Annotated in this window: 27 protein-coding genes; 13 read left to right on the forward strand and 14 right to left on the reverse strand. The window is 54.8% G+C overall.

What is annotated here, in order from left to right:
* Nucleotides 1-401 precede the first annotated feature (401 nt).
* Together ACOTZD_RS10885 and ACOTZD_RS10890 are read right to left on the reverse strand one after the other, a co-directional pair.
* A complete protein-coding gene (locus ACOTZD_RS10885; RefSeq protein WP_048243673.1) occupies nucleotides 402-1,214 on the reverse strand; it encodes a Cof-type HAD-IIB family hydrolase in 813 nt (270 codons plus the stop codon).
* Nucleotides 1,204-2,418, reverse strand: a complete 1,215-nt coding sequence (locus ACOTZD_RS10890; RefSeq protein ID WP_174402026.1) for an MFS transporter — start codon at nucleotides 2,416-2,418, stop codon at nucleotides 1,204-1,206. Before ACOTZD_RS10890 ends, ACOTZD_RS10885 begins: the two co-directional genes overlap by 11 nt.
* A gap of 82 nt (nucleotides 2,419-2,500) precedes the next feature.
* Here ACOTZD_RS10890 and ACOTZD_RS10895 point away from each other — a divergent pair, with 82 nt between their 5' ends.
* Nucleotides 2,501-3,052 (forward strand): TetR/AcrR family transcriptional regulator, encoded by a 552-nt coding sequence (locus ACOTZD_RS10895; RefSeq protein WP_174402027.1) that lies wholly within the window; start codon nucleotides 2,501-2,503, stop codon nucleotides 3,050-3,052.
* 27 nt (nucleotides 3,053-3,079) lie between these two features.
* On the opposite strand, the gene arsC is transcribed toward ACOTZD_RS10895, so the two are convergent.
* From arsC to ACOTZD_RS10935, 8 genes are all read right to left on the reverse strand, one after another.
* Nucleotides 3,080-3,505, reverse strand: a complete 426-nt coding sequence (gene arsC, locus ACOTZD_RS10900; RefSeq protein WP_022650684.1) for a glutaredoxin-dependent arsenate reductase — start codon at nucleotides 3,503-3,505, stop codon at nucleotides 3,080-3,082.
* A 12-nt stretch (nucleotides 3,506-3,517) separates the two neighbouring features.
* Nucleotides 3,518-4,807, reverse strand: a complete 1,290-nt coding sequence (locus ACOTZD_RS10905) for an arsenic transporter (RefSeq protein WP_421636275.1) — start codon at nucleotides 4,805-4,807, stop codon at nucleotides 3,518-3,520.
* A gap of 40 nt (nucleotides 4,808-4,847) precedes the next feature.
* Nucleotides 4,848-5,168 carry a metalloregulator ArsR/SmtB family transcription factor gene (locus tag ACOTZD_RS10910; RefSeq protein ID WP_171853839.1) on the reverse strand — a complete coding sequence of 107 codons (321 nt, stop codon included), beginning with the start codon at nucleotides 5,166-5,168 and terminating at the stop codon, nucleotides 4,848-4,850.
* 224 nt (nucleotides 5,169-5,392) lie between these two features.
* A complete protein-coding gene (locus tag ACOTZD_RS10915) occupies nucleotides 5,393-5,872 on the reverse strand; it encodes an Hcp family type VI secretion system effector (protein WP_023305768.1) in 480 nt (159 codons plus the stop codon).
* Between the two features lie 221 nt (nucleotides 5,873-6,093).
* Nucleotides 6,094-6,801 carry a hypothetical protein gene (locus ACOTZD_RS10920; RefSeq protein WP_032657854.1) on the reverse strand — a complete coding sequence of 236 codons (708 nt, stop codon included), beginning with the start codon at nucleotides 6,799-6,801 and terminating at the stop codon, nucleotides 6,094-6,096.
* 818 nt (nucleotides 6,802-7,619) lie between these two features.
* Nucleotides 7,620-8,414, reverse strand: a complete 795-nt coding sequence (locus tag ACOTZD_RS10925) for a hypothetical protein (protein WP_174402387.1) — start codon at nucleotides 8,412-8,414, stop codon at nucleotides 7,620-7,622.
* 83 nt (nucleotides 8,415-8,497) lie between these two features.
* On the reverse strand, nucleotides 8,498-8,887 hold the full coding sequence (locus ACOTZD_RS10930) for a hypothetical protein (RefSeq protein WP_045898218.1): 390 nt from the start codon (nucleotides 8,885-8,887) through the stop codon (nucleotides 8,498-8,500).
* 265 nt (nucleotides 8,888-9,152) lie between these two features.
* The gene (locus ACOTZD_RS10935; protein WP_032610193.1) at nucleotides 9,153-10,838 is read right to left on the reverse strand and encodes an aspartate:alanine antiporter; all 1,686 of its coding nucleotides are present in this window, start codon (nucleotides 10,836-10,838) and stop codon (nucleotides 9,153-9,155) included.
* Nucleotides 10,839-11,112: 274 nt separating this feature from the next.
* Here ACOTZD_RS10935 and ACOTZD_RS10940 point away from each other — a divergent pair, with 274 nt between their 5' ends.
* Nucleotides 11,113-11,487 carry an inner membrane protein YbjM gene (locus ACOTZD_RS10940; RefSeq protein WP_017384878.1) on the forward strand — a complete coding sequence of 125 codons (375 nt, stop codon included), beginning with the start codon at nucleotides 11,113-11,115 and terminating at the stop codon, nucleotides 11,485-11,487.
* A gap of 30 nt (nucleotides 11,488-11,517) precedes the next feature.
* On the opposite strand, the gene ACOTZD_RS10945 is transcribed toward ACOTZD_RS10940, so the two are convergent.
* Nucleotides 11,518-11,787, reverse strand: coding sequence for a GrxA family glutaredoxin (locus tag ACOTZD_RS10945; protein ID WP_006809455.1), 270 nt, complete (start codon nucleotides 11,785-11,787; stop codon nucleotides 11,518-11,520).
* A 185-nt stretch (nucleotides 11,788-11,972) separates the two neighbouring features.
* Between ACOTZD_RS10945 and nfsA the strand changes: the two genes are divergently transcribed.
* The 11 genes from nfsA to ACOTZD_RS11000 all read left to right on the forward strand — a co-directional run bounded on the left by nfsA (nucleotide 11,973) and on the right by ACOTZD_RS11000 (nucleotide 22,737).
* A complete protein-coding gene (nfsA, locus tag ACOTZD_RS10950) occupies nucleotides 11,973-12,695 on the forward strand; it encodes a nitroreductase NfsA (RefSeq protein WP_003858388.1) in 723 nt (240 codons plus the stop codon).
* A gap of 64 nt (nucleotides 12,696-12,759) precedes the next feature.
* Nucleotides 12,760-13,662: a 30S ribosomal protein S6--L-glutamate ligase gene (gene rimK / locus ACOTZD_RS10955; protein ID WP_032608931.1), complete on the forward strand. Its 903-nt coding sequence runs from the start codon at nucleotides 12,760-12,762 to the stop codon at nucleotides 13,660-13,662.
* Nucleotides 13,663-13,725: 63 nt separating this feature from the next.
* Nucleotides 13,726-14,202, forward strand: a complete 477-nt coding sequence (locus ACOTZD_RS10960) for a YbjN domain-containing protein (RefSeq protein WP_003858385.1) — start codon at nucleotides 13,726-13,728, stop codon at nucleotides 14,200-14,202.
* Between the two features lie 350 nt (nucleotides 14,203-14,552).
* The gene (potF, locus tag ACOTZD_RS10965) at nucleotides 14,553-15,665 is read left to right on the forward strand and encodes a spermidine/putrescine ABC transporter substrate-binding protein PotF (protein WP_023315715.1); all 1,113 of its coding nucleotides are present in this window, start codon (nucleotides 14,553-14,555) and stop codon (nucleotides 15,663-15,665) included.
* 143 nt (nucleotides 15,666-15,808) lie between these two features.
* Nucleotides 15,809-16,942, forward strand: a complete 1,134-nt coding sequence (potG, locus tag ACOTZD_RS10970; protein ID WP_017693732.1) for a putrescine ABC transporter ATP-binding subunit PotG — start codon at nucleotides 15,809-15,811, stop codon at nucleotides 16,940-16,942.
* Between the two features lie 9 nt (nucleotides 16,943-16,951).
* Nucleotides 16,952-17,905 (forward strand): putrescine ABC transporter permease PotH, encoded by a 954-nt coding sequence (gene potH / locus ACOTZD_RS10975; protein WP_017384875.1) that lies wholly within the window; start codon nucleotides 16,952-16,954, stop codon nucleotides 17,903-17,905.
* Nucleotides 17,902-18,747: a putrescine ABC transporter permease PotI gene (gene potI / locus ACOTZD_RS10980; RefSeq protein WP_003858378.1), complete on the forward strand. Its 846-nt coding sequence runs from the start codon at nucleotides 17,902-17,904 to the stop codon at nucleotides 18,745-18,747. Before potH ends, potI begins: the two co-directional genes overlap by 4 nt.
* Nucleotides 18,748-18,789: 42 nt before the next feature.
* Nucleotides 18,790-19,287, forward strand: coding sequence for a YbjO family protein (locus ACOTZD_RS10985; RefSeq protein WP_086527936.1), 498 nt, complete (start codon nucleotides 18,790-18,792; stop codon nucleotides 19,285-19,287).
* 40 nt (nucleotides 19,288-19,327) lie between these two features.
* Nucleotides 19,328-20,455: a 23S rRNA (uracil(747)-C(5))-methyltransferase RlmC gene (rlmC, locus tag ACOTZD_RS10990; RefSeq protein ID WP_045337503.1), complete on the forward strand. Its 1,128-nt coding sequence runs from the start codon at nucleotides 19,328-19,330 to the stop codon at nucleotides 20,453-20,455.
* A gap of 121 nt (nucleotides 20,456-20,576) precedes the next feature.
* A complete protein-coding gene (locus ACOTZD_RS10995; RefSeq protein WP_022650690.1) occupies nucleotides 20,577-21,284 on the forward strand; it encodes a response regulator transcription factor in 708 nt (235 codons plus the stop codon).
* Nucleotides 21,268-22,737: a sensor histidine kinase gene (locus ACOTZD_RS11000; protein WP_174402388.1), complete on the forward strand. Its 1,470-nt coding sequence runs from the start codon at nucleotides 21,268-21,270 to the stop codon at nucleotides 22,735-22,737. Before ACOTZD_RS10995 ends, ACOTZD_RS11000 begins: the two co-directional genes overlap by 17 nt.
* A 75-nt stretch (nucleotides 22,738-22,812) precedes the next feature.
* Here the strand turns inward: ACOTZD_RS11000 and artJ are convergent, their stop codons facing one another.
* The 3 genes from artJ to artQ form a co-directional block, all read right to left on the reverse strand.
* The gene (gene artJ, locus ACOTZD_RS11005; RefSeq protein ID WP_015571008.1) at nucleotides 22,813-23,544 is read right to left on the reverse strand and encodes an arginine ABC transporter substrate-binding protein ArtJ; all 732 of its coding nucleotides are present in this window, start codon (nucleotides 23,542-23,544) and stop codon (nucleotides 22,813-22,815) included.
* 173 nt (nucleotides 23,545-23,717) lie between these two features.
* Nucleotides 23,718-24,386 (reverse strand): arginine ABC transporter permease ArtM, encoded by a 669-nt coding sequence (artM, locus tag ACOTZD_RS11010; protein WP_003858369.1) that lies wholly within the window; start codon nucleotides 24,384-24,386, stop codon nucleotides 23,718-23,720.
* Entirely contained in the window at nucleotides 24,386-25,102 is a 717-nt protein-coding gene (gene artQ / locus ACOTZD_RS11015; protein WP_003858367.1) for an arginine ABC transporter permease ArtQ, read from the reverse strand. Before artQ ends, artM begins: the two co-directional genes overlap by 1 nt.
* Nucleotide 25,103: the final 1 nt, after the last annotated feature.

Genomic DNA, 25,103 nt, shown 5'->3' on the forward strand with positions numbered 1-25,103 from the left:
CGATGCCTCGGTCCGGCTGTAAATCGCTGAGGCGTTTCCTGTAGGCCGGGGCGAGGCGCAGGTATGCGCCGAGAGGGCGGGCTTTACAGGGATGTTACCTCCGCCCGTCCCCGATAAGCCGGAAGGAATAAGCCGAAGGCACCGCGAAGCGGCGATTTTCCGCCGGGAGCCCGGGTCGCCAGGGTGGTGGCGACTGAGCCACCCTGGCACGTTCACCGCTCATGTCGCTACAGAGTAGCAAGGAACATAAAGTGAACGGAATGACCACCAGAGCCGTATGTTCCCCCTCACCCCAGCCCTCTTCCTCAAGGGAGAGGGGGCCGTCTGTGCAGGCATTATTTTGTGGGGAACCCTCAGCCCTGTGGGAGAGGGTTAGGATGAGGGCACCAGAGCGCACGGAATCAATTAAACGGCGCCTCCCCGTCCAGCACCCTATCAATTACGTCCAGCACCCCTTCGTCATTATTGTTCGGCGCTTCATAGCGGGCCACCGCCTTAATGTGCGGTCTGGCATTGGCCATCGCGAAGCCAAACCCAGCCTGGCGCAACATCTCCACGTCGTTACCGCTGTCGCCAAAGGCCACCACTTCACTGTCCTCAATGCCCCAGCGCGCTTGCAGGATCCGCAGGCCGTTAGCTTTGTGTACGCCGGGGATAATCAGGTCGATACTGCCGTGTCCCGTGGTCACCGGCACCATGATGTCGCCAAGCTTCTCATGCAGCAGCGCCTGAATGCGCGGAATTTCGTCGTCAGAGACGTTAAGCCCGAATTTGAAGAAAATATCGTTGAGGTTGTCAAAGCTGCTGACGCTTTCAAGGCGGTGATAGTATTTCGCAGCAATCGCTTTGAAGAGGTCGTTATACGTTTTCAGCGTGTAGGCGCTGTTTTTTCCGCAGGCAATTATCTCAATGCCGGGCACGTCGTTTAACAGGGTGGCGACGGTCAGAAAATGCTCTTTCGACAGTTCGCCGTTAAACACGTCTTCGCCCGCATCTACCACCCAGCCGCCGTTTTCGGCGACGAAGGCAATTTCATGGGCGATCTCCGGGAAAAATGAGATCAGCTGGTAGTACTGGTTTCCGCTGGCGACCACAAAACGGATGCCTTGCGCTTTCATGCGCGCGTACTGCGCCAGAAAACGCGCGCGGTTATAGGTTTTCGCATCGCTCAGGAAGGAGCCATCCATGTCGACTGCAATCAGTTTAACGCTCATATCCCTTCTCCATTGACGTTGTTACTGCTTCCGGTTTTGCCACCGCTCGCGCCACCAGGGCGGCAATAATGACTAACCCTAATACCACCAGCATCGCGCTGCGTAACCCGTAGTGCTCACCGAGGAATCCAAGCAGCGGCGGGCCCACCAGGAAAGCGAGGTAGCCCGTGGTCGCCACGACGCTCACGCGCGTCGGCGCGTCGGGGCCGGTATCGCTGGCAGCGGAAATGGTCAGCGGGAAGCCAAGGGAGGCGCCCAGTCCCCACAGGATCACCGACACGCCGGCAATCCAGTCCACATCCACAAAGATAATCATCGCGATGCCCAGCCCGCCCAGCAGGGCGCTGGCACGGACGACAGCCACGCGGCTGTAACGGTCGATAAACCAGCCCCCGGTAAAGCGTCCGACGGTCATGCCGAGCGTAAACCCGGCGTAGATCAGCGAGCCGGAGGTGGGGCTAAATCCGTGCCCGTCCACCATCAGCAACGGTAGCCAGTCGTTGGCCGAGCCTTCAGCAAACGCCATCGCCAGCACCACCACGCCAATCAGCATTAGCTGGAAATCACGATAAAAGGGCAACCCTTTTGCCGCAGTCTTCTGTTCGTCCGTGGCGTGTTGTCCTGTGCCTGCGGGAATAGCCCTGATGCCGGTGAGGATCGGGATAATGCAGACCAGCGCCGCCAGCAAAATGTGCACATTGGCCGCAATGCCCAGCGCCGTCAGCGCCATCCCCACGCCCGCGCCCGCCAGCGTGCCGAGGCTGTAAAAGCCATGCATCATCGGCAGCACCGTTTTGTTCATCGCCTGTTCGACGGCGGCCCCCTCGACGTTAATGGCCACTTCCGCCGCACCAAAGCTGCCGCCAAATACCATCAGCCCAAGGGCAAACATCAGCGGCGAGGCGAACCACAGCGCCACGCTCAGACCGAGCATTCCCACCACGGCGCAGCACATGGTGGTGCGAATCACCGCGCGCGTGCCAAAGCGCTTCACCAGCCAGGCCGAGCAGAGGATGCCGCTCATCGAGCCAATCGACAGGCCAAACAGCACGATCCCCATCTCCGCCGTCGAGACGGACAGCGTATCGCGGATTGCCGGGGTGCGCGTTGCCCAGGAAGCCATCAGCAGCCCGGGGATGAAGAAGAACATAAACAGCGCCCACATGCGCAGATGCAGGGCTTTGCGAGGAGAAGTTAGCGTCATTGGGATCAGCACCAGAAGTACAACAATAGCGACAACACTAGCAACTTTGTGTACATTTGTACACAAACTGGATGAGGATTTTATGAGCAGACCACCGAACGACCCTAACCGCCGCGAGAAGATACTCCAGGCGACGCTGGACACCATTGCTGAGCACGGTATTCATGCCGTCACGCACCGCAAAATTGCCACCTGCGCAGGCGTGCCGCTGGGGTCGATGACCTACTATTTCGACGGGATGGAGTCGCTTCTGGAGGAGGCCTTCACGTGGTTTACGCAGCAGATGTCTCAGCAGTACCGGGATTTCTTCGCGGGGGTGACCGGGTGGGAGAGGGCGTGCGAGGCCATTACCACGCTGATCCACAGTTCAGCCGTGACCACGCCACACAATATGGCGCTGATGTATCAGTTATACGCGTTTATGCACCGCAGCGCCGCGCTGAAAACGGTGATGCAGGACTGGATGAAGATGAGCCAGACTACGCTTGAGCAGTGGTTTGATTCGGCCACCGCCCGTGCGCTGGATGCGTTTATCGAGGGGATGACGCTGCATTTTGTAACCGACCGGTCGCCGTTAACCCGGGAGGAGATCCGGGTGATGGTGGGGCGGATTGCAGGCGAGGATACCGTCTGATAGCGCTCGCCCCGGCCACGCCTGATGTCAGGAGATTTTTTTCCCGCTGGCGTCAACGACGACTTCGCCATCTTCCTTCGTAAATGCCCCTTTTTGCGCGTCCGGAAGGATGTCGAGAACGACTTCAGAAGGGCGGCACAGCCGGGTACCCAGCGGCGTCACCACAATCGGACGGTTAATCAGAATAGGGTATTGCAGCATGAAATCGATAAGCTGGTCGTCGGTGAAATGTCCCTGTGAAAGGCCCAGTTGCTCATAAGGCTCGACGTTTTTGCGCAGCAGATCGCCTATGGAAATCCCCATATCTGCAATCAGCCTTGTCAGTTCATCACGCGACGGTGGGTTCTCAAGATAGAGAATAATTTCGGGTTCCGTACCGCTGTTGCGGATCATCTCCAGCGTATTGCGCGACGTGCCGCAGGCCGGGTTGTGGTAGATAGTGATATGGCTCATATCCGTTACTCATTACAGTGTGAAGGAGAGACGTAGCGCCAGCGCGGCAAGCGTCACAAAGAGAACTGGCAGCGTCATTATGATGCCCGTCCTGAAATAGTAGCCCCAGGTAATAGTCATGTTTTTCTGTGCCAGCACATGAAGCCATAGCAGGGTAGCCAGGCTCCCGATGGGGGTAATTTTCGGCCCCAAATCGCAGCCAATCACGTTAGCGTAAATCATCGCCTCTTTAACCAACCCTGTTGCAGCACTACCCTCAATGGAGAGCGCGCCAATCAGCACCGTTGGCATATTGTTCATTATGGATGACAGGAAGGCGGTGATAAATCCGGTTCCCAGCGTGGTGACCCAGAGTCCGTACCCGGCTAAGTAATCAAGAACGCCTGAAAGAGACTCCGTCAGCCCGGCGTTGCGCAGGCCATACACCACCAGATACATCCCCAGCGAGAAGATAACAATTTGCCACGGCGCGCCGCGCAGCACTTTTCCGGTGTTAATGGCGTGCCCGCGTTTAGCAACGGCAAACAAAATCAGCGCGCCAGTTGTTGCGATAGCGCTGACCGGGATACCCAGAGGTTCAAGCACAAAGAAACCGACGAGCAGTAGCAGCAGCACGATCCAGCCCGTTCTGAACGTTGGCAGGTCGTGAATGGCCAAAGCAGGCTCGCGGAGTTTTGCCAGGTCATATTCGGGGGGGATTTCATTTCGGAAGAACAGATGCAGCATCACCAGCGTTGCGGCAATCGCAGCGATATCAACCGGGATCATCACCGAGGCGTATTCGCTAAAGCCCAGCTTAAAGAAGTCCGCTGAGACGATGTTGACCAGGTTGGAGACAATCAGCGGCAGGCTGGCGGTATCGGCGATAAATCCCGCCGCCATCACGAACGCCAGCGTGGCCTGCTTGCTGAACCCCAGCGCCAGCAGCATGGCGATAACGATAGGCGTCAGGATCAATGCCGCACCGTCATTGGCGAACAGCGCCGCCACGGCCGCACCCAGCAGCACGATCCAGGTAAACAGCAACCGCCCGCGACCGTTTCCCCAGCGAGCAACGTGCAGCGCCGCCCACTCGAAAAAGCCGGACTCATCCAGCAGCAAACTGATAAAGATTACCGCGATAAACGTGGCCGTCGCATTCCAGACGATGTTCCAGACCACCGGAATATCGTTAACGTGGATCACACCGCTCGCCAGCGCCAGCGCGGCGCCAATGGTGGCACTCCAGCCGATACTGAGCCCTTTGGGCTGCCAGATAACCAGTACCAGCGTAAACAGAAAAATAGCCCCTGCCAGAAACATCTTTTACTCCGTTATATCTGTTTTTGTGAATGTGTTTTGGTCAGCACGAGCCCGGGAGGCGGTTTTTCAGCTTCATACGTGTCTCTTCTCGCAGGCAGTTCCAGCTGTTATCGATAACGGTTGCCGCCCACGCGGGCATGTTGGGAGAGAGACGGTAGTAGATCCATTTACCCTCACGACGATCGATGACCAGCCCTGCCTCGCGCAGTAAGGCCATATGGCGCGAGACTTTCGGCTGCGGCTCGGTGGTCGCGGCGCAGAGATCGCAGACGCACAATTCTCCTGCTTCACGGAGCAGCATGACGATGGAGAGCCGCGTTTCGTCGGAGAGGGTTTTGAAGAGCTGGAGCGGGTGGAGCATTCTGTCATCCTGAATGTTTTGTTTCATATGCATTAAATCATATGTGATTGTAGTAAAGGAGAGAAGAAGGAGATAGCAGGAAGGATAAAAAAGCGACTGGAGGACTCGCTAAGGTCAAAATAGTCTTTATGGCTTGTCCGGACTACTCCTGATAGTCATGGGAAAGAAACCGCCCCAGGGGGACGGTTTCTTTATATCTGCTCACTTTCAACGCTCTTCTGTGCTCAGGCGCAGCAGCGATCGTTCCAGGTGTCACGGTAAATGATATTCCCCTCCGTGTACTTCCATGAGATTGCTTCGTAACGCAATTCGAGCGTTTCAAGATGGGTGCTGCTCATCCCGTTAGGGGTCATGAAGGGTGCCACTGTCGTGAACTTAACGTTTTCCATCACGATATTGAAATATTCGGCCTCGATCCCGGACTCCAGAATGCGGTACATCTTAATGATCCCCTTCTTCATAACTCTCCCTTCGCACACGGCGCGGTAAAGAAGCGGGGTAGTCTGATCAAATTCTTTAACTATCGTAATAGGGCGATGGACGCGCGTGCCGGTGAGTTTACCCCAGCTTGGATCAACCGGAATGGTTACACCGTGGGAGAACGATTTTAGCTCTATGGAACCAAGACGCGTGGGCATCATGCAGCTACCGATAATCGGCGAACCGTTCTCGTCTTCTAGCCATAGGTGTGCGGGTGTAGACATGTAATTTCCTTATTAGTAAGCGTAACGCATTGATGTTCCTCAATGCCATATCCAGTAAGCCAGTCCCAGTGTTACCAGGTAAAACAGGAGGATGAATCCCTGGCTAACCTCAGGGAAGTAAACGTCAAGGACATAGCCAAAAATGAACGTGAGGATGATCGGGACATAGGTCCAGAAGAAAAACTGAGCCTGAGATTTGAACCAGCGTCTTAAAAAGCCCATCAGTGTCTACCCATTAGCTTCAGGATCGTGTCAGCAGCATCATAAGGGCTTTGACTGTCAGTCCATTGCTGGGTTAGCACGCCCGCGCGCATAAAAGCAGGCTCCACCAGGAAATACATCATCTCCAGTTCTTGCAGGTATAACGCTTGATAGTAGGCGGGATGCATCACTTGCAGGCGATGAGCGCTGTCAGCAGCTTTTTGCACAACCCCGTATATCCCCAGCCCTCCAATAGCCGCGCCCGTTAATCCTGAAACGACCTTTAACCCTGAAGGTGGAAGGGTCACATAGAGGCAAACAGTCGATGCGACGCCTGCAGAGAATGAATACGAGGTTAGCGTGCTGGTGGATATATAAACGTTAGCGCGCATTAGAGCATGCTGTATCGCTGATAATTCTGCCGGGGAATAATCCTTAACCAGCTCCTCTACGTACGTGTTGATTAGGTCAAAGACGATGTTCCAGCGAGAAATGAGATGGAATATGCCCTTTCGGAATCGAGCGTCCTCCAGGTTTTGTCGGGTGCATACATCGTAATATTCATCAGTAAAGCAGGAGGTGTAGTACAGCAGGCGTTGGGCACCGGCACCTATATTATTCAGGTGGCTCTTTACCTCTTCACCTACATCACGTACCGCCCGGTCCAGCTTCATTGCCAGTATCTTTTGGCTCTGAAGCTGGCGGATGATCTCTTCAGAATGGTACATGCTTACTGACCTCGCACTTCAGCTCAATTGAGCGATTTTTTGCTGCATCCACTAAGACCGGCATTGCTATTACTGAACTTGAAAACTGCATTCCTGTCCCCTCCATAGTGTTTCTATCCGCTCCAGCGTATATCTGTAACTAATATGGAAGTTCAAAGCAGATCATGTTCATGAAAAGCAGGGTATTTTTAGGATAATGACTTGATGTTTTTTAACCAATATGCGATTTATCGGCGAGCTTTTAGTGCGAATAGATAAGTTCAACATTGAGTGACTCGTTCCAAAATCCAACAGAAATATCATCACATACAGACTTTGCCACGCGCAACTAGTAGCGCTCTGGCGTATTCCAGCCTTTCAGGCAGTTAGCGCCACCCTTAAAGCAGATCGAGCCCCCAGCAGGGCGCTGGCGCGTCACAGCATGGCCAAAAAAATCTTTCGCAGACCAAAATCGCACTACACCGCACCCACCTGCGGTTTTTGGATCATAAAAATTTTTCAGTTTTATTTTTCTTCAAACCAGACCGCTTGGCCGCACCAGTGCTGGCGGTTAAGCAGAAATCCAAAACTGAAAAGGTTGAAAAGAATTTCAGTGTTTTTCATTTTTGAATATATAACAAATTTCTTGCTTCTTTGGTAACTTATTGATAATTAAGGGCGATGGTGGATTTAAGTGTGTTTGAAGCAAGAGCCGTATTTATTTGCCTCTTAGATGGATATGTTTGTATGTCAGTCAGGACAAGCCCAGACAGCATATTGAGAAGATTTATGCACTGAAAAAAGTGACAATTAGGAACTTTTAAAAAATCACTGTTACCCTAAAAAGGAATGTCTAAATCTGGAATGTTTTCACGAACCTTTATAGAAAATAATCGCTCACTTCTGAAAGGTTTGAGGTGTAGCTCGGAAAACTTTTTTTCATATCTTTCTTTGAATCTTAAAGAGTAAAGCGTCTCGGTAAGCTCACTTACTTCAAAACATTTTTCAATGTCGCTCTTATAAAATGAAAAGTTGAACTCATCTAATTCTGCCTTGATTTTTACATCGGACATGGCATTAATAATGGCTATAGCTGTTTCTGCGTCAAAGCTATGAAAATGATCCGTGTTGAAATTTACTTCCTCGTTCCATCTATCATCAGCATATAACCTGATTGTTTGATTAAGTTGATATACCTTCTCCTCATCACTGATGTAAGTTAACGCTTCAATCCACCCTGATTTTTCAAGGAATTTTACATCTTCATGTTCGCTATGAAAGCTAAGGGAAGGGAATGTGATTAAGCTTCTAATAATATTAATATTATCAATGCTGAGATGGAAGTAAGCAGTTTTAAGATTTGAAAATATTACTTCGTCACGTATATTCTTTTCCTTAATCGCTTTTAATTCACTTTGGGATTTTTTCTTTTTAGAAATGAGGTGTTCATAGATTGTTAATACAATCAAATCAACTATGCTGAAAACAACAATTCCTAATGAAACACCTATTACAAGTGAAATTAATAAAATATAAGTTTCATAGTTTTGTGCTATCGGTTTTATTGCAGTCGTTAGCCATAAATGTAGAAGCGGTAATGTTATACATAAGGATAGGACTCCACCACATATCATAAATAATGTTGTGCAGGCTCTTCTAGGAGTGTACAAGGTAGAAACAAAATTGATCTATATAGTTCACTGGAATTCTCAATTAGTCAGATTGTGTGTTTTGCGGAATCACTGTTCATATCTTCCGGTTCTTGCTGGTCAATTACCCGAATGGCATCAGCAGCTTGAATCAACTTTAGAGCATCATCAACACTTACACCTTGTAAGTCTATGATTTTTCTATCGGCTGCGACTTCAATTCTTATTTTGGATTTTGACTGCAACAAGTTCAGTACCTTAAGAAGGTATGGCGCAAACTTCTGCCCACGTTCAACTAAAATGCTCAGATATTCACATATGCCTGGATTGGAGGAGAAACATTGTACTCTTTTGGCGTCAATGCCGACAACACTGCATTCTTCTACAAAAGTCTGCTTCAATTCCTCAGGGATGTATACAGCAATTGAAAAATACTGGGATTGATTTTTTGATGACATGATACAGGCCTAAGGAACGGGAAGTAGAGCGCTGTCGCCACTTTGCCGCCACAGTCGCAATTGTTAGTTCCTAACTGATTGATTAGAAGGGGTTATAATAGCAGGCAACAAAAAACCCATCAACCTTGAACCAAAAATGGCGGGGTTGATGGGCTCCACAAATTGGGGACATCAAAGAAAAGCAGTGGCACTAGTTATGACTGCACCCTGCGTAAAAAGTTCTGCGCGTAACGAAAATTTTTTGCGCCACACGCAAACTTGAGATTTATCCGAGTCCTGGCCAGATAATGATGATCAGCGTACCTGCCAGCGTCAACAGCACGTTTGCGATGGCGTAGGTGCCTGCATAGCCCAGCGCCGGGATATTGCTGCGCGCGGTGTCGCTGATGATCTCCATCGCCGGTGCGCAGGTGCGCGCGCCCATCATCGCGCCGAAGAGCAGGGCGCGGTTCATGCGCAGCACGTAGGCGCCGAACAGGAAACAGATCACCACCGGTACCAGGCTGACGATAAGTCCGGAAACCAACATTTGCCAGCCGACCGCGCCCAGGCCGTTGCCAATGCCGCTCCCGGCGCTTAAGCCGACACCCGCCATAAAGACCATCAGACCGAACTCTTTCACCATGTTCAGCGCACCCTGAGGGATATAGCCGAAGGTGGGATGGTTCGCTCGCAGGAAGCCCAGCATGATCCCTGCGAACAGCAGACCGGCTGCGTTACCAATGCCGAAGCTAAAGTTGCTGAACTGGAAGGTGATCATCCCGATCATCAGGCCGACAATGAAGAAGGCGCAGAAGGCTAACAGGTCCGTCACCTGGCTGTGGATCGAGATAAAGCCGATACGGTCGGCAACGGTTTTAACACGTCGGGCATCGCCGCTGACCTGCAACACATCGCCTTTATTGAGCACCACGTTATCGTCGATAGGCATTTCAATCTGGCTGCGGATCACGCGGTTGAGGAAACAACCGTGGTCGGTCAGCTTCAGCTGTGCCAGACGGCGGCCCACGGCGTTGTGGTTTTTCACCACAATCTCTTCGGTGACGATACGCATGTCCAGCAGGTCGCGGTCAAACACCTCTTTCCCGTTACGGAAACTCGGATCGAGACGCGCGTGGGCGTCCGGGTAGCCAACAAGGGCGATGTCATCGCCCATCTGGAGCACCGCGTCACCGTCCGGGTTTGCCAGAATGCCGTTACGACGGATACGTTCGATGTAGCAGCCGGTCTGACGGTAGATCCCCAGCTCGCGCAGGTTTTTCCCGTCGGTCCAGGCAACCAGCTCCGGCCCGACGCGGTAGGCGCGGATCACCGGCAGGTAAACTTTACGTTTGGAGTCCGTGTCCAGGCCGCGCTCGCGGGCGATGGTCTGGGCGCTGGTCTGGAGATCCTGATGCTGAAGTTTTGGCAGATAGCGCGCGCCAACAATCAGGCTCACCAGACCAATCAGATAGGTCAGGGCATAGCCCAGACTCAGGTTGTCCAGCGCGGAGGAAAGCGGCGTGCCGGCCATGCCAGAATGACGAAGCGTATCGCCCGCGCCGACAAGCACCGGTGTGGAGGTCATCGAGCCTGCCAGCATACCGGCCGTTAAGCCGATGTCCCAGCCAAACAGCTTGCCCAGCCCTAACGCAATCAGCAGGGCGCTGCCGACCATCACCAGCGCCAGCATCAGGTAATTTTTGCCGTCTCGGAAGAAAATGGAAAAAAAGTTCGGACCGGCTTCCACGCCTACGCAAAAAATAAACAGCATGAAACCTAAGTTAAGCGCGTCCGTGTTAATACTGAAATGTTGTTGACCTAATAACAGGGAGACGACTAAAACGCCAATGGAATTACCAAGTTGAACTGAACCCAGGCGTAATTTACCCAGACAAAGGCCCAGCGCCAGTACCACAAATAATAACAGGATGTAATTCCCATTTAACAAGTCTGCGACGTTTATATTCACGGAGGCTAACTTCTTGTTTACCAGTAAGTTGTTGAATGAAAGGACTATTTGGGCTACTGTTTTCAGAGTCAGGGAATCACTTTGCATCTCCCTGCTTCCTGATAAATACCCTAAACACTAGCAGTCGGTTAGTTTAATCGTAATAGCTACCGACAGCCACCTATTATCGCACGACTTCTGTGCGTGCTTTGGCAAGGATTGCCGCATTGCTTTATCTGACTGGGCGTCCACCGGACGATTTTTGTATTTGATAGAGATAAGTCAGGAGGATAGTTTGAACTTTAAACGAAACTGGGCTGGCGTAATCAGCTGTTTTTTGCTGTTTACGGTCGTTTGCATGTCACTCGCTTTTAACGTGAAAGGCGCCTTCAGAGCGTCCGGTCATCCCGAGCTGGGCCTGTTGTTCTTCATCCTGCCGGGGGTAGTAGCCGGTTTTCTCTCACGTAAAGGCGAGGTGGTGATGCCGCTTATTGGGGCAATGCTTGCGGCCCCGCTCTGCCTGCTTCTGATGCGCGTGCTGTTTCTCTCGTCGAGAAGCGTCTGGCAGGAAGTGGCGTGGCTACTGAGTGGCGTTTTCTGGTGTGCGCTGGGCGCGCTCTGTTTCTTATTTACGCGCAGCCTGCTGCAACAGCGGAAGCACCGTAAATAAAAACGCCCTCAGGGTGAGGGCGTCTTCGCATTACTGAGCCGCAAACAGGCCCAGGTGTTCTTTGGCGTAGGCCTCAAAATCGGTGCAGCCGCCGATGTGTTTCTGATCGAGGAAGATCTGCGGCACGGTTTCAACCGGTTTACCCACGGTTTTTTCCAGATCGGCTTTAGTGATGCCTTCCGCGTGGATATCCACATAACGGAAGTTGAAATCATCACGCTCTTCAGTCAGTTTCTCTGCCAGTTCTTTCGCGCGCACACAGTAAGGGCATCCTGGACGACCAAAAATTACTGCAAACATTTCTCTCTCCTCAAAAAACAAGCCTGACGGCGAATAGCACCTATAGTGCACGATAACCTGCCGTCATGGAAAGAAGGTTTCACCTGTCACTTTGATACAGTCAGGCTATGTTTCGCCAATTACATCAGGTGGATCATTGCCTATACTGGCTGCCATACGTTTTACGCAACACAAAGAGAGACAAAATGACGCCAACCATTGACCTGCTTCGTTCCCACCGTTCCATTCGCCATTTCACCGATGAGCCGATTACCCAGGCGCAGCGGGACGCGATCATCGACAGCGCAAGAGGCACCTCCAGCTCCAGCTTTTTGCAGTGCAGCTCCATTATCCGCATCACCGATCCGGCGATGCGTGAGCAGCTGGTAACGCTGACGGGCGGACAAAAGCACGTTGCCCAGGCGGCTGAGTTCTGGGTGTTCTGCGCCGATTTTAACCGTCACCTGCAAATATGCCCTGAGGCCGAGCTGGGGCTGGCGGAACAGCTGCTGCTGGGCGTAGTGGATACGGCACTGATGGCGCAAAACGCGTTCACGGCGGCGGAATCACTGGGGCTTGGCGGCGTCTATATTGGCGGGCTGCGTAACAACATCGAAAGCGTGACGGAACTGCTGAAGCTGCCGAAACACGTGCTGCCGCTGTTTGGTCTGTGCCTCGGCTGGCCGGCGGATAACCCGGATCTGAAGCCGCGCATTCCTGCTGCGATGCTGGTGCATGAAAACCACTACCAGCCGGTCGACCAGGACGTTCTGCATCAATACGATGAAGAGCTGGCGAACTACTATCTGACGCGCGACAGCAACAACCGCCGCGACACCTGGAGCGACCATATTCGTCGCACCATCATCAAGGAGAACCGCCCGTTCATTCTCGACTACCTGCACAAACAGGGCTGGGCAACGCGGTAATCCATTCCTCCTGCTCCTCGTGTATGATAGGCAGGCTTTTACCATGTCTTTAGAGAGGTGCAGGGTGAAAATTGCCATATTGTCCCGGGATGGAACGCTCTATTCATGTAAACGCCTGCGAGAAGCGGCGGCGAAACGCGGACATCAGGTTGAGATCCTCGATCCGATGTCCTGCTATATGAACATCGACCCTGCGGCGTCGTCGATTCATTACAAAGGCCGCAAACTCCCGCATTTTGATGCGGTAATTCCCCGTATTGGCTCCCAGATCACCTATTACGGCACGGCCGCGCTGCGCCAGTTTGAAATGCTGGGAAGTTATCCGCTCAACGAGTCCGTGGCGATCTCCCGCGCCCGCGATAAGCTGCGCTCGCTGCAACTGCTGGCGCGCCAGGGGATCGATCTGCCCGTCACCGGGATTGCCCACTCCCCGGACGACACCAGCGATTTAATCGATATGGTGGGCGGTGCGCCGCTGGTCATTAAGCTGGTGGAAGGTACGCAGGGTATTGGAGTGGTACTGGCGGAGACGCGTCAGGCGGCGGAAAGCGTGATCGATGCGTTTCGCGGTCTGAATGCCCATATTCTGGTGCAGGAGTATATTAAAGAGGCTAAAGGGTGCGACATCCGCTGCTTTGTGGTGGGCAATGAAGTGGTGGCCGCTATAGAGCGGCAGGCGAAAGAGGGCGATTTTCGCTCTAACCTTCACCGCGGCGGTATCGCACGGGTGGCCCTTATCAGCGAGCGCGAGCGTGAGATTGCGGTGAAAGCGGCGCAGACGCTGGGCCTGGACGTGGCGGGGGTCGATCTGCTGCGTGCCGACCGCGGGCCGTTGGTGATGGAAGTTAACGCCTCGCCGGGGCTGGAAGGGGTGGAAAAAACCACAGGCGTCGATATTGCAGGTAAAATGATCGCATGGATTGAACGCCATGCGACGCCGGGATTTTGCCTGAAAACGGGCGGTTAAATGGATCGGCGCGCACTTTTTGCGTAATCTGGACAACGTTTTTATTTAAGAGGCTGCACTGCGATGGATTTACAGGTCGTACCTACACTGGATACGTTACGTCAATGGCTCGATGATGCCGGTATTACTTTCTTCGAATGCGACTCCTGCCAGGCGCTGCATCTGCCTCACATGCAAAATTTCGACGGCATTTTTGATGCCAAAATCGATCTGATTAACGACGTGATCCTGTTCTCGGCGCTGGCTGAAGTAAAGCCGTCCGCGCTGCTGGCGCTGGCATCCGATCTGTCAGCGATCAACGCCAGTTCTTTGACGGTGAAAGCGTTTCTCGACATACAGGATGATAATCTGCCAAAGCTGGTGGTTTGCCAGTCTTTATTCTCCGGCGCGGGGCTCTCCTTCAAGCAGTTCGCCTGGTTTATGCGCCTGAGCGAAGAGCAAATTTCCATGGTAATGATGGAAGCCAACGCACATCACCTGCTGTATAGCGCGGAAGATGACGCCGAGAATAATGATGCATCTCCCAATTTTCTCCACTAAGCCTGTCTGACTTTTGCGCAGTCGCTGCCAGAGCGGCTGCATAACACCATTTTTTCTGCTGCTTTTAACCTTTCTTTAAAGAGTTTTTCACCTCCTCTCCGGCCGTTTCGGCTTATCACGTAGACATAATCTGCATAAAAAATTGATAAAAGGCGTTTTTTCGTCTGGGCTATAGCCGGAGACACGGGCTACAGTTATTCTTGCGGTGCTTAAAAAAGCGAGCGGAACCTGCCGGGATGAGGGGGGTATTTTATTTCGGGCAGAGCGACAAACTATGCATGATTATTGCATATCTTCAGGCTGCACAGTTTTGGTTCGTTTGTTAACGAACTTTCAGAAGGAATAACAATATGATCGCCTTGAATAAAAAATGGTTATCGGGTCTGGTTGCGGGTGCTCTGATGGCCGTCTCTGCCGGCACGCTCGCTGCGGAACAAAAAACGCTGCACGTCTATAACTGGTCTGACTATATTGCGCCGGACACCGTCGCGAATTTTGAAAAAGAGACCGGCATTAAGGTTGTCTACGACGTGTTCGATTCCAACGAAGTGCTGGAAGGCAAACTGATGGCGGGCAGCACCGGTTTCGACCTGGTGGTGCCGTCGGCAAGCTTCCTGGAGCGTCAGCTGACCGCCGGTGTCTTCCAGCCGCTGGACAAGAGCAAATTACCGAACTGGAAAAACCTCGATCCGGACGTGCTGAAGCTGGTGGCGAAGCACGACCCGGACAACAAATACGCGATGCCTTACCTGTGGGCGACCACCGGTATTGGCTATAACGTGGATAAAGTCAAAGCGGCGCTGGGCCCGGACGTCAAGCTGGACAGCTGGGACGTAGTGCTGAAGCCGGAAAACCTCGAGAAGCTGAAAAGCTGCGGCGTCTCTTTCCTCGATGCGCCGGAAGAGATTTTCGCCACCGTGCTTAACTATCTCGGCAAAGATCCAAACAGCAGCAAGGCCGACGACTACACCGGTCCGGCGACCGACCTGCTACTGAAGCTGCGTCCGAATATTCGCTACTTCCACTCCTCTCAGTACATCAACGACCTGGCGAACGGGGATATCTGCGTGGCCATCGGCTGGGCGGGCGACGTCTGGCAGGCGGCGAACCGCGCGAAAGAGGCAAAAAACGGCGTGAATGTTTCCTACTTCATTCCGAAGGAGGGGGCGCTGGCGTTCTTCGACGTCTTCGCGATGCCGGCTGATGCGAAAAACAAAGAGGAAGCGTATCAGTTCCTCAACTACCTGATGCGTCCGGACGTGATTGCTCACATCAGCGACCATGTCTACTACGCCAACGGTAACAAGGCCTCCGTGCCGCTGGTGAGCGAAGAAATCCGCAATAATCCGGCGATCTACCCGCCAGCCGATGTGTTTGCCAAGCTCTTCACCCTGAAAGTGCAGGAACCAAAAATTGACCGTGTGCGTACCCGCGCGTGGACCAAGGTGAAAAGCGGTAAGTAACGGCGTTTGATATCGTTGCCCGGTGGCGCTGTCGCTTACCGGGCCGACAAATCCCGTAGGCCGGGCAAGCGTTCGCGCCGCCCGGCGATGCGCACCCTGACGGTGCGTTTGCACCAGTGTTGATCTATGCCGGAGAGCACCCCGTGAATGACGCGATCCCCCGCCCGCAGGCGAAAGTCCGTAAAGCGCTGACCCCGCTTCTTGAAATTCGTAACCTCACCAAATCCTTCGACGGCCAGCATGCCGTGGACGATGTCAGCCTGACGATCTACAAAGGTGAAATTTTTGCTTTGCTCGGCGCATCCGGCTGCGGTAAATCGACCCTGCTGCGCATGCTGGCCGGGTTTGAACAGCCCACCGCCGGGCAGATCGTGCTGGATGGGGTAGACCTCTCCAGCGTGCCGCCGTACCAGCGACCCATAAACATGATGTTCCAGTCCTATGCCCTGTTCCCGCACATGACCGTTGAGCAGAACATCGCCTTCGGCCTGAAGCAGGACAAACTGCCGAAAGCCGAAATCACCGCGCGCGTGGCGGAGATGCTGAGCCTGGTGCATATGCAGGAGTTTGCGAAGCGTAAGCCGCATCAGCTTTCCGGCGGCCAGCGTCAGCGCGTGGCGCTGGCAAGAAGTCTGGCGAAGCGTCCAAAATTATTACTGCTCGACGAGCCGATGGGCGCGCTGGATAAAAAGCTGCGCGACCGGATGCAGCTGGAAGTGGTGGATATCCTCGAGCGCGTTGGGGTGACCTGCGTGATGGTGACTCACGACCAGGAAGAGGCGATGACCATGGCCGGGCGCATTGCGATCATGAATCGCGGTAAGTTCGTGCAGATCGGCGAGCCGGAAGAGATTTACGAACACCCGACAACCCGCTACAGCGCGGAGTTCATCGGCTCGGTGAACGTCTTCGAAGGGCTGCTGAAGGAACGCCAGGACGACGGTCTGGTGATTGAATCGCCGGGGCTGGTGCACCCGCTGAAGGTTGATTCTGATAACTCCGTGGTGGACAACGTGCCGGTTTACGTTGCCCTGCGCCCGGAAAAAATCATGCTATGCGATGAGCCACCCGCCGATGGCTATAACTTTGCCGTGGGCGAAGTGGTACACATTGCCTATCTCGGCGATCTGTCGATTTACCATGTCCGCCTGAAAAGCGGCCAGATGCTCAGCGCCCAGTTACAGAACGAACACCGGTATCGCAAGGGACAGCCAACCTGGGGCGACGAAGTGAGCCTGTGCTGGGATGCGGACAGTTGCGTAGTCCTGACGGTATAAGGAGCGGTCATGAGCACACTTGAACCTCCAGCCCGCGTCAAAAAACCGGGCGGTTTCGCGCTCTGGCTGGCGCGCATGCAGATGGCGCATGGCCGCAAGCTGGTCATCGCCATGCCCTATATCTGGCTGATCCTGCTGTTTCTGCTGCCGTTCCTGATCGTCTTTAAGATCAGCCTGGCGGAGATGGCGCGGGCGATCCCACCGTATACCGATCTGTGGGAGTGGGCCGACGGGCAGCTGACGCTGACCGTAAACCTCGGTAATTTCCTGCAACTGACCGACGATCCGCTCTATTTCGAAGCCTATTTGCAGTCGTTACAGGTTGCGGCTATTTCTACGATTTGCTGCTTGTTGATGGGCTACCCGCTGGCGTGGGCAGTGGCGCACAGCAAGCCGTCGACGCGAAATATTTTACTGCTGTTGGTCATTTTACCGTCGTGGACGTCGTTCCTGATCCGCGTGTACGCGTGGATGGGGATCCTGAAGAATAACGGCATACTGAATAACTTCCTGCTGTGGCTTGGGGTGATCGACCAGCCGCTGACGATCCTGCACACCAACCTTGCGGTGTATATCGGGATTGTCTATGCCTATCTGCCGTTTATGGTGCTGCCGATCTATACGGCGCTGACGCGAATCGATTACTCGCTGGTGGAAGCCTCGCTGGATCTCGGCGCACGCCCGTTGAAGACTTTTTTCAGCGTCATTGTGCCGCTCACCAAAGGCGGGATTATCGCCGGATCGATGCTGGTGTTTATCCCGGCGGTCGGGGAGTTTGTGATCCCGGAACTGCTCGGCGGCCCGGACAGTATCATGATTGGCCGCGTGCTGTGGCAGGAGTTCTTCAATAACCGCGACTGGCCGGTGGCCTCGGCGGTGGCGATCGTCATGTTACTGCTGCTGATCGTGCCGATCATGTGGTTCCACAAACATCAGCAGAAACAGATGGGAGACCACGGATGAACAACTTACCGGTAGTACGCTCCCCGTGGCGAATTGCGATCCTGATTATCGGCTTTACCTTCCTGTATGCGCCGATGCTGATGCTGGTGATCTACTCGTTCAACAGCTCTAAGCTGGTCACCGTCTGGGCGGGCTGGTCGACGCGCTGGTACAGCGAACTGTTCCACGATGATGCGATGATGAGCGCGGTGGGGCTGAGCCTGACCATTGCGGCGCTGGCGGCGACGATGGCCTGCGTGCTGGGCACGATTGCCGCGCTGGTGATGGTGCGCTTTGGCCGTTTCCGCGGGGCAAATGGTTTTGCGTTTATGATCACCGCCCCGCTGGTCATGCCGGACGTGATCACCGGGCTGTCGCTGCTGCTGCTGTTTGTCGCGCTGGCGCACGCCATCGGCTGGCCAGCGGATCGCGGGATGCTCACCATCTGGCTGGCGCACGTCACCTTCTGTACGGCATATGTGGCGGTGGTCATCTCCTCGCGGCTGCGCGAGCTGGATCGCTCCATTGAAGAGGCGGCGATGGATCTCGGCGCCACGCCGCTGAAGGTCTTTTTCATCATCACGCTGCCGATGATTATGCCGGCGGTGATCTCCGGCTGGCTGCTGGCGTTCACGCTCTCGCTCGACGATCTGGTTATCGCCAGCTTTGTGTCGGGACCGGGCGCGACGACGCTGCCGATGCTGGTCTTCTCCAGCGTGCGGATGGGGGTGAATCCGGAGATCAACGCCCTGGCCTCCATCATCCTTGGCGTGGTCGGAATTGTCGGATTTATCGCCTGGTATTTGATGGCGCGCGCGGAAAAACAGCGTGTGCGCGATATCCAGCGTGCAAGACGCGGCTGAAGGAATTACTATTTCCAGTGATGTGCCGCGTATGACGCGGCACTGTTTTTCAGGGAAGTAAAAACATTGGGATTCTTACAAAAAACACGTCATTCGCACGCCCGTCCGAACGTCCCTGCGCTGGTGCAGGTGGCGGCGCTCGCCATTATTATGATCCGCTGTCTGGATGTGCTGATGATAATGAACACGCTGGGTCCGCGCGGAATGGGGGAATTTATTCACCGCAGCGCGCAGACGTGGAATCTGACGCTGGTGTTTCTCAGCAGCCTGATGCTGGTGTTTATTGAGATCTACTGTGCGTTCTCGCTGGTGAAAGGCCGTAACTGGGCGCGCTGGGTGTATCTGCTGACGCAGATCACCGCCGCAGGCTACCTGTGGGCCGCCTCGCTGGGCTATGGCTATCCGGAGCTGTTCAGCATACCCGGTGAGTCGCGACGTGAGATTTTCCATTCACTGGTGATGCAAAAACTGCCGGATATGCTGGTTCTGTTCCTGCTATTTGCACCAGCTTCGAGCCGGCGGTTCTTCCGCCTGCAATAATGTGTATAATCGCAGCCCTCTTGTTTCTTAAGGTTTTCATATGCAGTGCGCACTCTACGACGCCGGACGCTGCCGCTCCTGTCAGTGGATAGAACAGCCGGTCTCTCAACAACTCACCGCCAAAATGGCCAACCTGCAACAGCTGCTGGCAGCACACGCGGTGGGCGAGTGGTGCGCACCCGTCAGCGGCCCGGAGCAGGGCTTTCGCAATAAAGCCAAAATGGTGGTCAGCGGCAGCGTTGAAAAGCCGCTGCTGGGGATGCTGCACCGCGACGGTACGCCGGAAGATTTAACCGACTGCCCGCTGTATCCCGCCTCGTTTGAGCCGGTGTTTAGCGCTCTGAAACCGTTTATCGCCCGGGCGGGGTTAACGCCCTATAACGTTGCCCGCAGGCGCGGCGAGCTGAAATACCTTCTGCTGACCGAAAGCCAGATCGACGGCGGGATGATGCTGCGCTTTGTGCTGCGTTCGGAAACCAAACTGGAGCAGCTGCGCGCGGCACTTCCGGGATTGCAGCAACAGCTTCCGCAGCTCAAGGTTATCACCGCAAATATTCAGCCGGTGCATATGGCGATCATGGAAGGGGAGAAAGAGATTTTCTTCACCGAACAGCACGCGCTGGAGGAGCGTTTTAACGGCGTGCCGCTGTGGATCCGTCCGCAAAGCTTCTTTCAGACTAACCCCACCGTCGCCAGCGCGCTGTACACCACCGCGCGCGACTGGGTGCGTGCGTTACAGGTTCATCACATGTGGGATCTGTTCTGCGGCGTCGGCGGCTTTGGCCTGCACTGTGCCACGCCAGACATGCAGCTCACCGGCATTGAGATCTCCGCCGAAGCGATTGCCTGCGCGAAGCAGTCCGCCGCGGAGCTGGGGCTGACGAATCTGCACTTCCAGGCGCTGGACTCCACGCAGTTCGCGACCGGGCAGGGCAACGTGCCGGAGCTGGTGCTGGTGAACCCGCCGCGCCGGGGCATCGGCCAGGCGCTCTGCGACTACCTGAGCCAGATGGCGCCGGAGTACATCGTCTACTCCAGCTGTAACGCGCAGACCATGGCGAAGGATATCGCCAGCCTGCCGGGCTACCGCATCGCGCGCGTTCAGCTTTTCGATATGTTCCCCCATACCGCCCATTATGAAGTGTTGACGTTGTTAACCAAAGCGTAGGCCGGGTAAGGCGAAGCCGCCCCCCGGCATAAACCCCACACAATGTTCAACAAAATGTGAACTCTTCCCCCGCTCGAAATCAGGTAAGCTTACGACATAACAAATGATTGAAGGCTTACCCATGAAGCAGATCCTGCTGGTAGAAGATGACCACGATATCGCGGCACTCCTGCGTCTTAACCTGGAAGATGAAGGCTACGCCATTACCCACGAGCCCGACGGGGGCAACGCCTTACAGCGTCTTGAAACACAGCCGTGGGACGCGGTGATCCTCGATCTGATGCTGCCGAATGTTGATGGTCTGGAGATTTGCCGCCGTATCCGCCAGATGACCCGTTACCTGCCCATTATCATCATTAGCGCCCGCAGCAGTGAAACTGACCGTATTACCGGCCTGGAAACCGGGGCGGATGATTATCTGGCAAAACCTTTCTCGGTGCAGGAGCTGATTGCCCGCATTAAGGCGCTGTTCCGCCGACAGCAGGCGATGGGCCAGGCGCAGACGGACGGCATTATTCAGGCGCACGGTCTGACTATCGATCCGCTGGCGCGCACCGTGCGTCTTAACGGTCAACACGTCGATCTCACTCCGCGTGAATTTGAACTGCTCTATTTTTTTGCTCGCCATCCTGGAGAGGTCTTTTCACGGCTGGCATTGCTGGAGCAGGTGTGGGGGTATCAGCACGAAGGCTACGAACACACCGTCAACACCCATATTAACCGCCTGCGCATCAAAATAGAAAAAGATGCCGCCGAGCCGGAGATCGTTCGCACCGTCTGGGGCAAAGGCTACAAATTTGCGGAGCAGAATCATGATGCGTCGCTTTAGCCTGAGCCAGCGCCTGACGCTGCTGTTTACGGTGTTACTGCTGCTCTGCGCCACCGTCGCCTGTGCGGTGCAGCTCTACAGTAGCATGCAGTACGGCAACGCGATGGTGCAGCGGCTCTCCGGCGGGCTGGCGCAGCAGATTGTGCAGCGGGAAGCGATTCTGGATTCGCAGGGCAGGGTGGATCGCAGCGCCTTAAAACCGCTGTTCGACCGGCTGATGACCTTTAATCCGAGCGTCGAGCTGTATGTTGTCTCGCCTGATGGCGATATCCTGGCCGATGCCGCCCCGCCGGGGCACATTCAGCGGCAAAAAATTGACCTCGCGCCGATACAGAATTTCCTGAGCGGGACGGTGATGCCGGTGTTTGGCGACGATCCCCGAAGCCAGAATAAGAAAGTCTTCAGCGCCACCCCGCTGCGGCAGGACGGCGAGCTGAAGGGGTATCTGTACATTATTTTGCAGGGGGAAGAGTCCAACGCGCTGGCGGAGATGGCCTGGCACAAAGCGCTCTGGAGTACGGCGCTGTGGTCGATGCTGCTGGTGGCGCTGTTTGGTCTGCTGGCGGGGGTGCTGCTCTGGTACTGGGTGACGCGCCCGGTTAAAGAGCTCACGCTGGACGTGGCCGGGCTGGAGCAGGAAAGCATCAGCGCGATTAAGCAGCTGGCGGCCCAGCCGCTTGAGCCTGCCGGCCAGGATGAAGTGGCGATCCTGCGCAATACCTTTATCGAGCTGGCGCGCAAAATCACCTCTCAGTGGGATCGGCTGGCCGACAGCGACCGCCAGCGCCGGGAGTTTATCGCCAACATTTCGCACGACTTACGCACCCCGCTGACGTCGCTGCTGGGTTATCTGGAAACGCTGTCGCTCAAATCCGCCACGCTGTCGCCGCAGGAGCATCAGCAGTACCTCGCTACCGCGCTGCGTCAGGGGCAAAAGGTACGCCATCTGTCGCAGCAGCTGTTCGAGCTGGCGCGTCTTGAGTACGGCGGCATCAAGCCCCAGCGCGAACGTTTTGCCATGGCTGAACTGATTTCCGACGTGGCGCAGAAGTTTGAGCTTACCGCCCGCACGCGCGAGGTGAACCTGCGTATTGATGTGCCGGGGCGATTGCCGCTGGTGAACGCCGACGTGTCGATGATCGAGCGCGTGGTCACTAACCTTCTGGATAACGCCATCCGTCATACGCCGAGCGGCGGAGAAATTCGTCTGGCGGTCTGGCAGGAGAATGAACGACTTCAGGTCGAAGTGGCAGACAATGGTACGGGCGTAGATGCCTCGCTGCGCGACGATTTGTTCCAGCGGCCTTCAGCGTTAAATCCTCAGGCGTCGCGGGAGAACCGTGGGGGATTAGGGCTGTTAATCGTGAAGAGAATGCTGGAGCTGCACGGCGGTGGGATCAGGCTGATGGAGTCCGTGAGCGGGGCGCGGTTCAGGTTCTTTGTACCGCTATGAGAAATTGCCGGGTGGCGCTGCGCTTATCCGGCCTACAGACCACCCCCGCAGGCCAGACCACCCGGCAAAAAGAGATTACTGAGGGAACCACTGCTCGCTGATTTTCTGGTACGTACCGTCAGCTTTGATCGCTTTCAGCGCGCCGTTCAGTTTCTCAAGCAGAGCCTTGTTATCCGGACGCACGGCAATACCGAGGCCAGTGCCGAAATACTGCGGATCGGTCACTTTCTCCGTCGCTGTACCCAGCTGCGGGTTGGTTTTCAGCCACTCATTCACGACTGCGGTGTCGCCAAATACGCCATCGATACGGCCATTTTTCAGGTCGATAATGGCATTCTGGTAGCTGTCGTAGGCCACGGTTTTCACTTCAGGATGCTTGTCCTGGAGGTATTTCTGGTGCGTGGTGCCGTTCTCCATGCCGATGCGCTTGCCTTTCAGCTCGTCGAAAGATTTATAAGCTCCTTTCTTCGCAATCACCACCGCAGAGTTCGCGTAGTACGGGTCGGTGAACGCGACCTGCTTGCTGCGCTCTGGCGTAATGTCCATGCCGGAGATCACCGCATCGTATTTTTTAAATTTCAGGGACGGGATCAGGCTGTCAAACGCGTGGTTAGTAAAGGTGCAGTCGGCCTGCATCTGTTTGCACAGCGCTTTCGCCAGGTCAATGTCGAAACCGACGATCTGGTTGCTGGCATCCAGCGATTCAAACGGCGGATAGGTGGCAGAAACGCCAAAATTGATTTTATCGGCGGCGGATGCGCCAGCGGCGAAGGTTGCGAGTAATGCGGCCAGAACTAACTTTTTCATTGTAATGCTCCCGTCTGTCTTATTGATGCGCCGTGTCTGCGGCCTGGATGTACAATGCCAGTTAATGAATTTATATGCAATAAAAATGATTAAGTATTATTTCAATCACAAAAAAAAGCGGATAACCCATCAGGTTACCCGCTCCATGAATACCGTTTTATGCATTTGCGTGGTTAATTCCTGCGCTCAAACGCTAACGCCTTACGCTCGATAAGACGCATCATCAGCGTCAGCAGACCGTTGACCACCAGATAGACCAGACCCGCCGCACCGAACACCATTACGTCGTAGGTGCGTCCGTACAGCAGCTGTCCGTGGCCCATCACTTCCATCAGGGTGATGGTGTAGGCCAGTGAGGTGCTTTTGAACACCAGAACGACTTCGTTGGAATAGGAAGAGAGCGCGCGCTTAAAGGCATAGGGCAGCAGGATCGCCAGCGTATCCTTCTTGCTCATGCCCAGCGCTCCGCAGGACTGCCACTGGCCTTCCGGGATCGCGCGAATGGCACCGTAGAACAGCTGCGTGGTGTAGGCGGCGCTGTTCAGCGAGAGGGCAATCAGGGCGCAGAGCCACGGTTCAGAGAGCAGGTGCCAGATCACCGGGTATTCCTGTAACGACGGGAACTGCCCCGGGCCGTAGTAAATCAGGAAGATTTGCACCAGCAGCGGCGTACCGGTAAAGAGCGTAATGTAGCCACGTACAATCCACACCAGCACTGGCGTTTTCAGCGTCAGGACGATGGTGAAGATCAGCGCCAGGATCAGCGCCACGATGATAGACGCGACGGTCAGCGTCAGGCTGGTGTGCAGCCCTTTCATCAGTTCGGGTAAATAATCCAGCATCAGCCTGGTCTCCGTTCAAAACGCGTTGCGCGCAGGTCAATACGCTTCAGAACGTACTGGCTCAGCAACGTGATCACCAGGTAGATTGCCGCCGCGACGATGTACCAGGTAAACGGCTCCTGCGTACGGGTGGCGATACTTTTGGTTTGCAGCATCAAATCGTTCACGCTGATCAGGCTTACCAGCGCGGTATCTTTCAGCAGTACCAGCCACTGATTACCCAGCCCTGGCAGGGCATGACGCCACATCTGCGGCATCACCAGGCGGAAGAAGATCGCCGCTTTCGACAGGCCCAGCGCCTGACCGGATTCCCACTGACCCTGTGGCACCGCTTTCAGCGCGCCGCGCAGCGTTTGTGACGCATAGGCTGAATAGAGCAGGGAGAGCGCAATCACGCCGCACAGGAACGGGCTGACGTCGAAGTTCTCGATCTGCATCTGCACCGGGATTTGCGCAAAGCCGAGATTAATCGTGAAGCCGTCCGACAGCGTTAACAGCAGCTGTGAGGAGCCGAAATAGATAAACAGGACCACCAGAATTTCCGGGAGTCCACGCAGCACAGTCACCAGCGCTGAACCGAGCCATGCGACAGGGCGCCACTTAACGGACTCCCACACCGCAAAGAACATCGCCAGTACGAGGCCGATAATCAGTGCACAAACGGCAAGGCCGACGGTCATCCCGGCGGCGCTTGCTAAAGGAAAAATTTCATTCATC

This window comes from Enterobacter cloacae complex sp. SHL022 (genome assembly GCF_049237785.1).
GTDB lineage: Bacteria > Pseudomonadota > Gammaproteobacteria > Enterobacterales > Enterobacteriaceae > Enterobacter > Enterobacter hormaechei_C.

Coding starts and splice junctions, on each gene's coding strand:
- ACOTZD_RS10885 (WP_048243673.1), bottom strand. CDS start 1,214: ATGAGCGTTAAACTGATTGCAGTCGACATGGATGGCTCCTTCCTGAGC.
- ACOTZD_RS10890 (WP_174402026.1), bottom strand. CDS start 2,418: ATGACGCTAACTTCTCCTCGCAAAGCCCTGCATCTGCGCATGTGGGCG.
- ACOTZD_RS10895 (WP_174402027.1), top strand. CDS start 2,501: ATGAGCAGACCACCGAACGACCCTAACCGCCGCGAGAAGATACTCCAG.
- arsC (WP_022650684.1), bottom strand. CDS start 3,505: ATGAGCCATATCACTATCTACCACAACCCGGCCTGCGGCACGTCGCGC.
- ACOTZD_RS10905 (WP_421636275.1), bottom strand. CDS start 4,807: ATGTTTCTGGCAGGGGCTATTTTTCTGTTTACGCTGGTACTGGTTATC.
- ACOTZD_RS10910 (WP_171853839.1), bottom strand. CDS start 5,168: ATGCTCCACCCGCTCCAGCTCTTCAAAACCCTCTCCGACGAAACGCGG.
- ACOTZD_RS10915 (WP_023305768.1), bottom strand. CDS start 5,872: ATGTCTACACCCGCACACCTATGGCTAGAAGACGAGAACGGTTCGCCG.
- ACOTZD_RS10920 (WP_032657854.1), bottom strand. CDS start 6,801: ATGTACCATTCTGAAGAGATCATCCGCCAGCTTCAGAGCCAAAAGATA.
- ACOTZD_RS10925 (WP_174402387.1), bottom strand. CDS start 8,414: ATGATATGTGGTGGAGTCCTATCCTTATGTATAACATTACCGCTTCTA.
- ACOTZD_RS10930 (WP_045898218.1), bottom strand. CDS start 8,887: ATGTCATCAAAAAATCAATCCCAGTATTTTTCAATTGCTGTATACATC.
- ACOTZD_RS10945 (WP_006809455.1), bottom strand. CDS start 11,787: ATGTTTGCAGTAATTTTTGGTCGTCCAGGATGCCCTTACTGTGTGCGC.
- nfsA (WP_003858388.1), top strand. CDS start 11,973: ATGACGCCAACCATTGACCTGCTTCGTTCCCACCGTTCCATTCGCCAT.
- ACOTZD_RS10960 (WP_003858385.1), top strand. CDS start 13,726: ATGGATTTACAGGTCGTACCTACACTGGATACGTTACGTCAATGGCTC.
- potF (WP_023315715.1), top strand. CDS start 14,553: ATGATCGCCTTGAATAAAAAATGGTTATCGGGTCTGGTTGCGGGTGCT.
- potH (WP_017384875.1), top strand. CDS start 16,952: ATGAGCACACTTGAACCTCCAGCCCGCGTCAAAAAACCGGGCGGTTTC.
- potI (WP_003858378.1), top strand. CDS start 17,902: ATGAACAACTTACCGGTAGTACGCTCCCCGTGGCGAATTGCGATCCTG.
- rlmC (WP_045337503.1), top strand. CDS start 19,328: ATGCAGTGCGCACTCTACGACGCCGGACGCTGCCGCTCCTGTCAGTGG.
- ACOTZD_RS10995 (WP_022650690.1), top strand. CDS start 20,577: ATGAAGCAGATCCTGCTGGTAGAAGATGACCACGATATCGCGGCACTC.
- ACOTZD_RS11000 (WP_174402388.1), top strand. CDS start 21,268: ATGATGCGTCGCTTTAGCCTGAGCCAGCGCCTGACGCTGCTGTTTACG.
- artJ (WP_015571008.1), bottom strand. CDS start 23,544: ATGAAAAAGTTAGTTCTGGCCGCATTACTCGCAACCTTCGCCGCTGGC.
- artM (WP_003858369.1), bottom strand. CDS start 24,386: ATGCTGGATTATTTACCCGAACTGATGAAAGGGCTGCACACCAGCCTG.
- artQ (WP_003858367.1), bottom strand. CDS start 25,102: ATGAATGAAATTTTTCCTTTAGCAAGCGCCGCCGGGATGACCGTCGGC.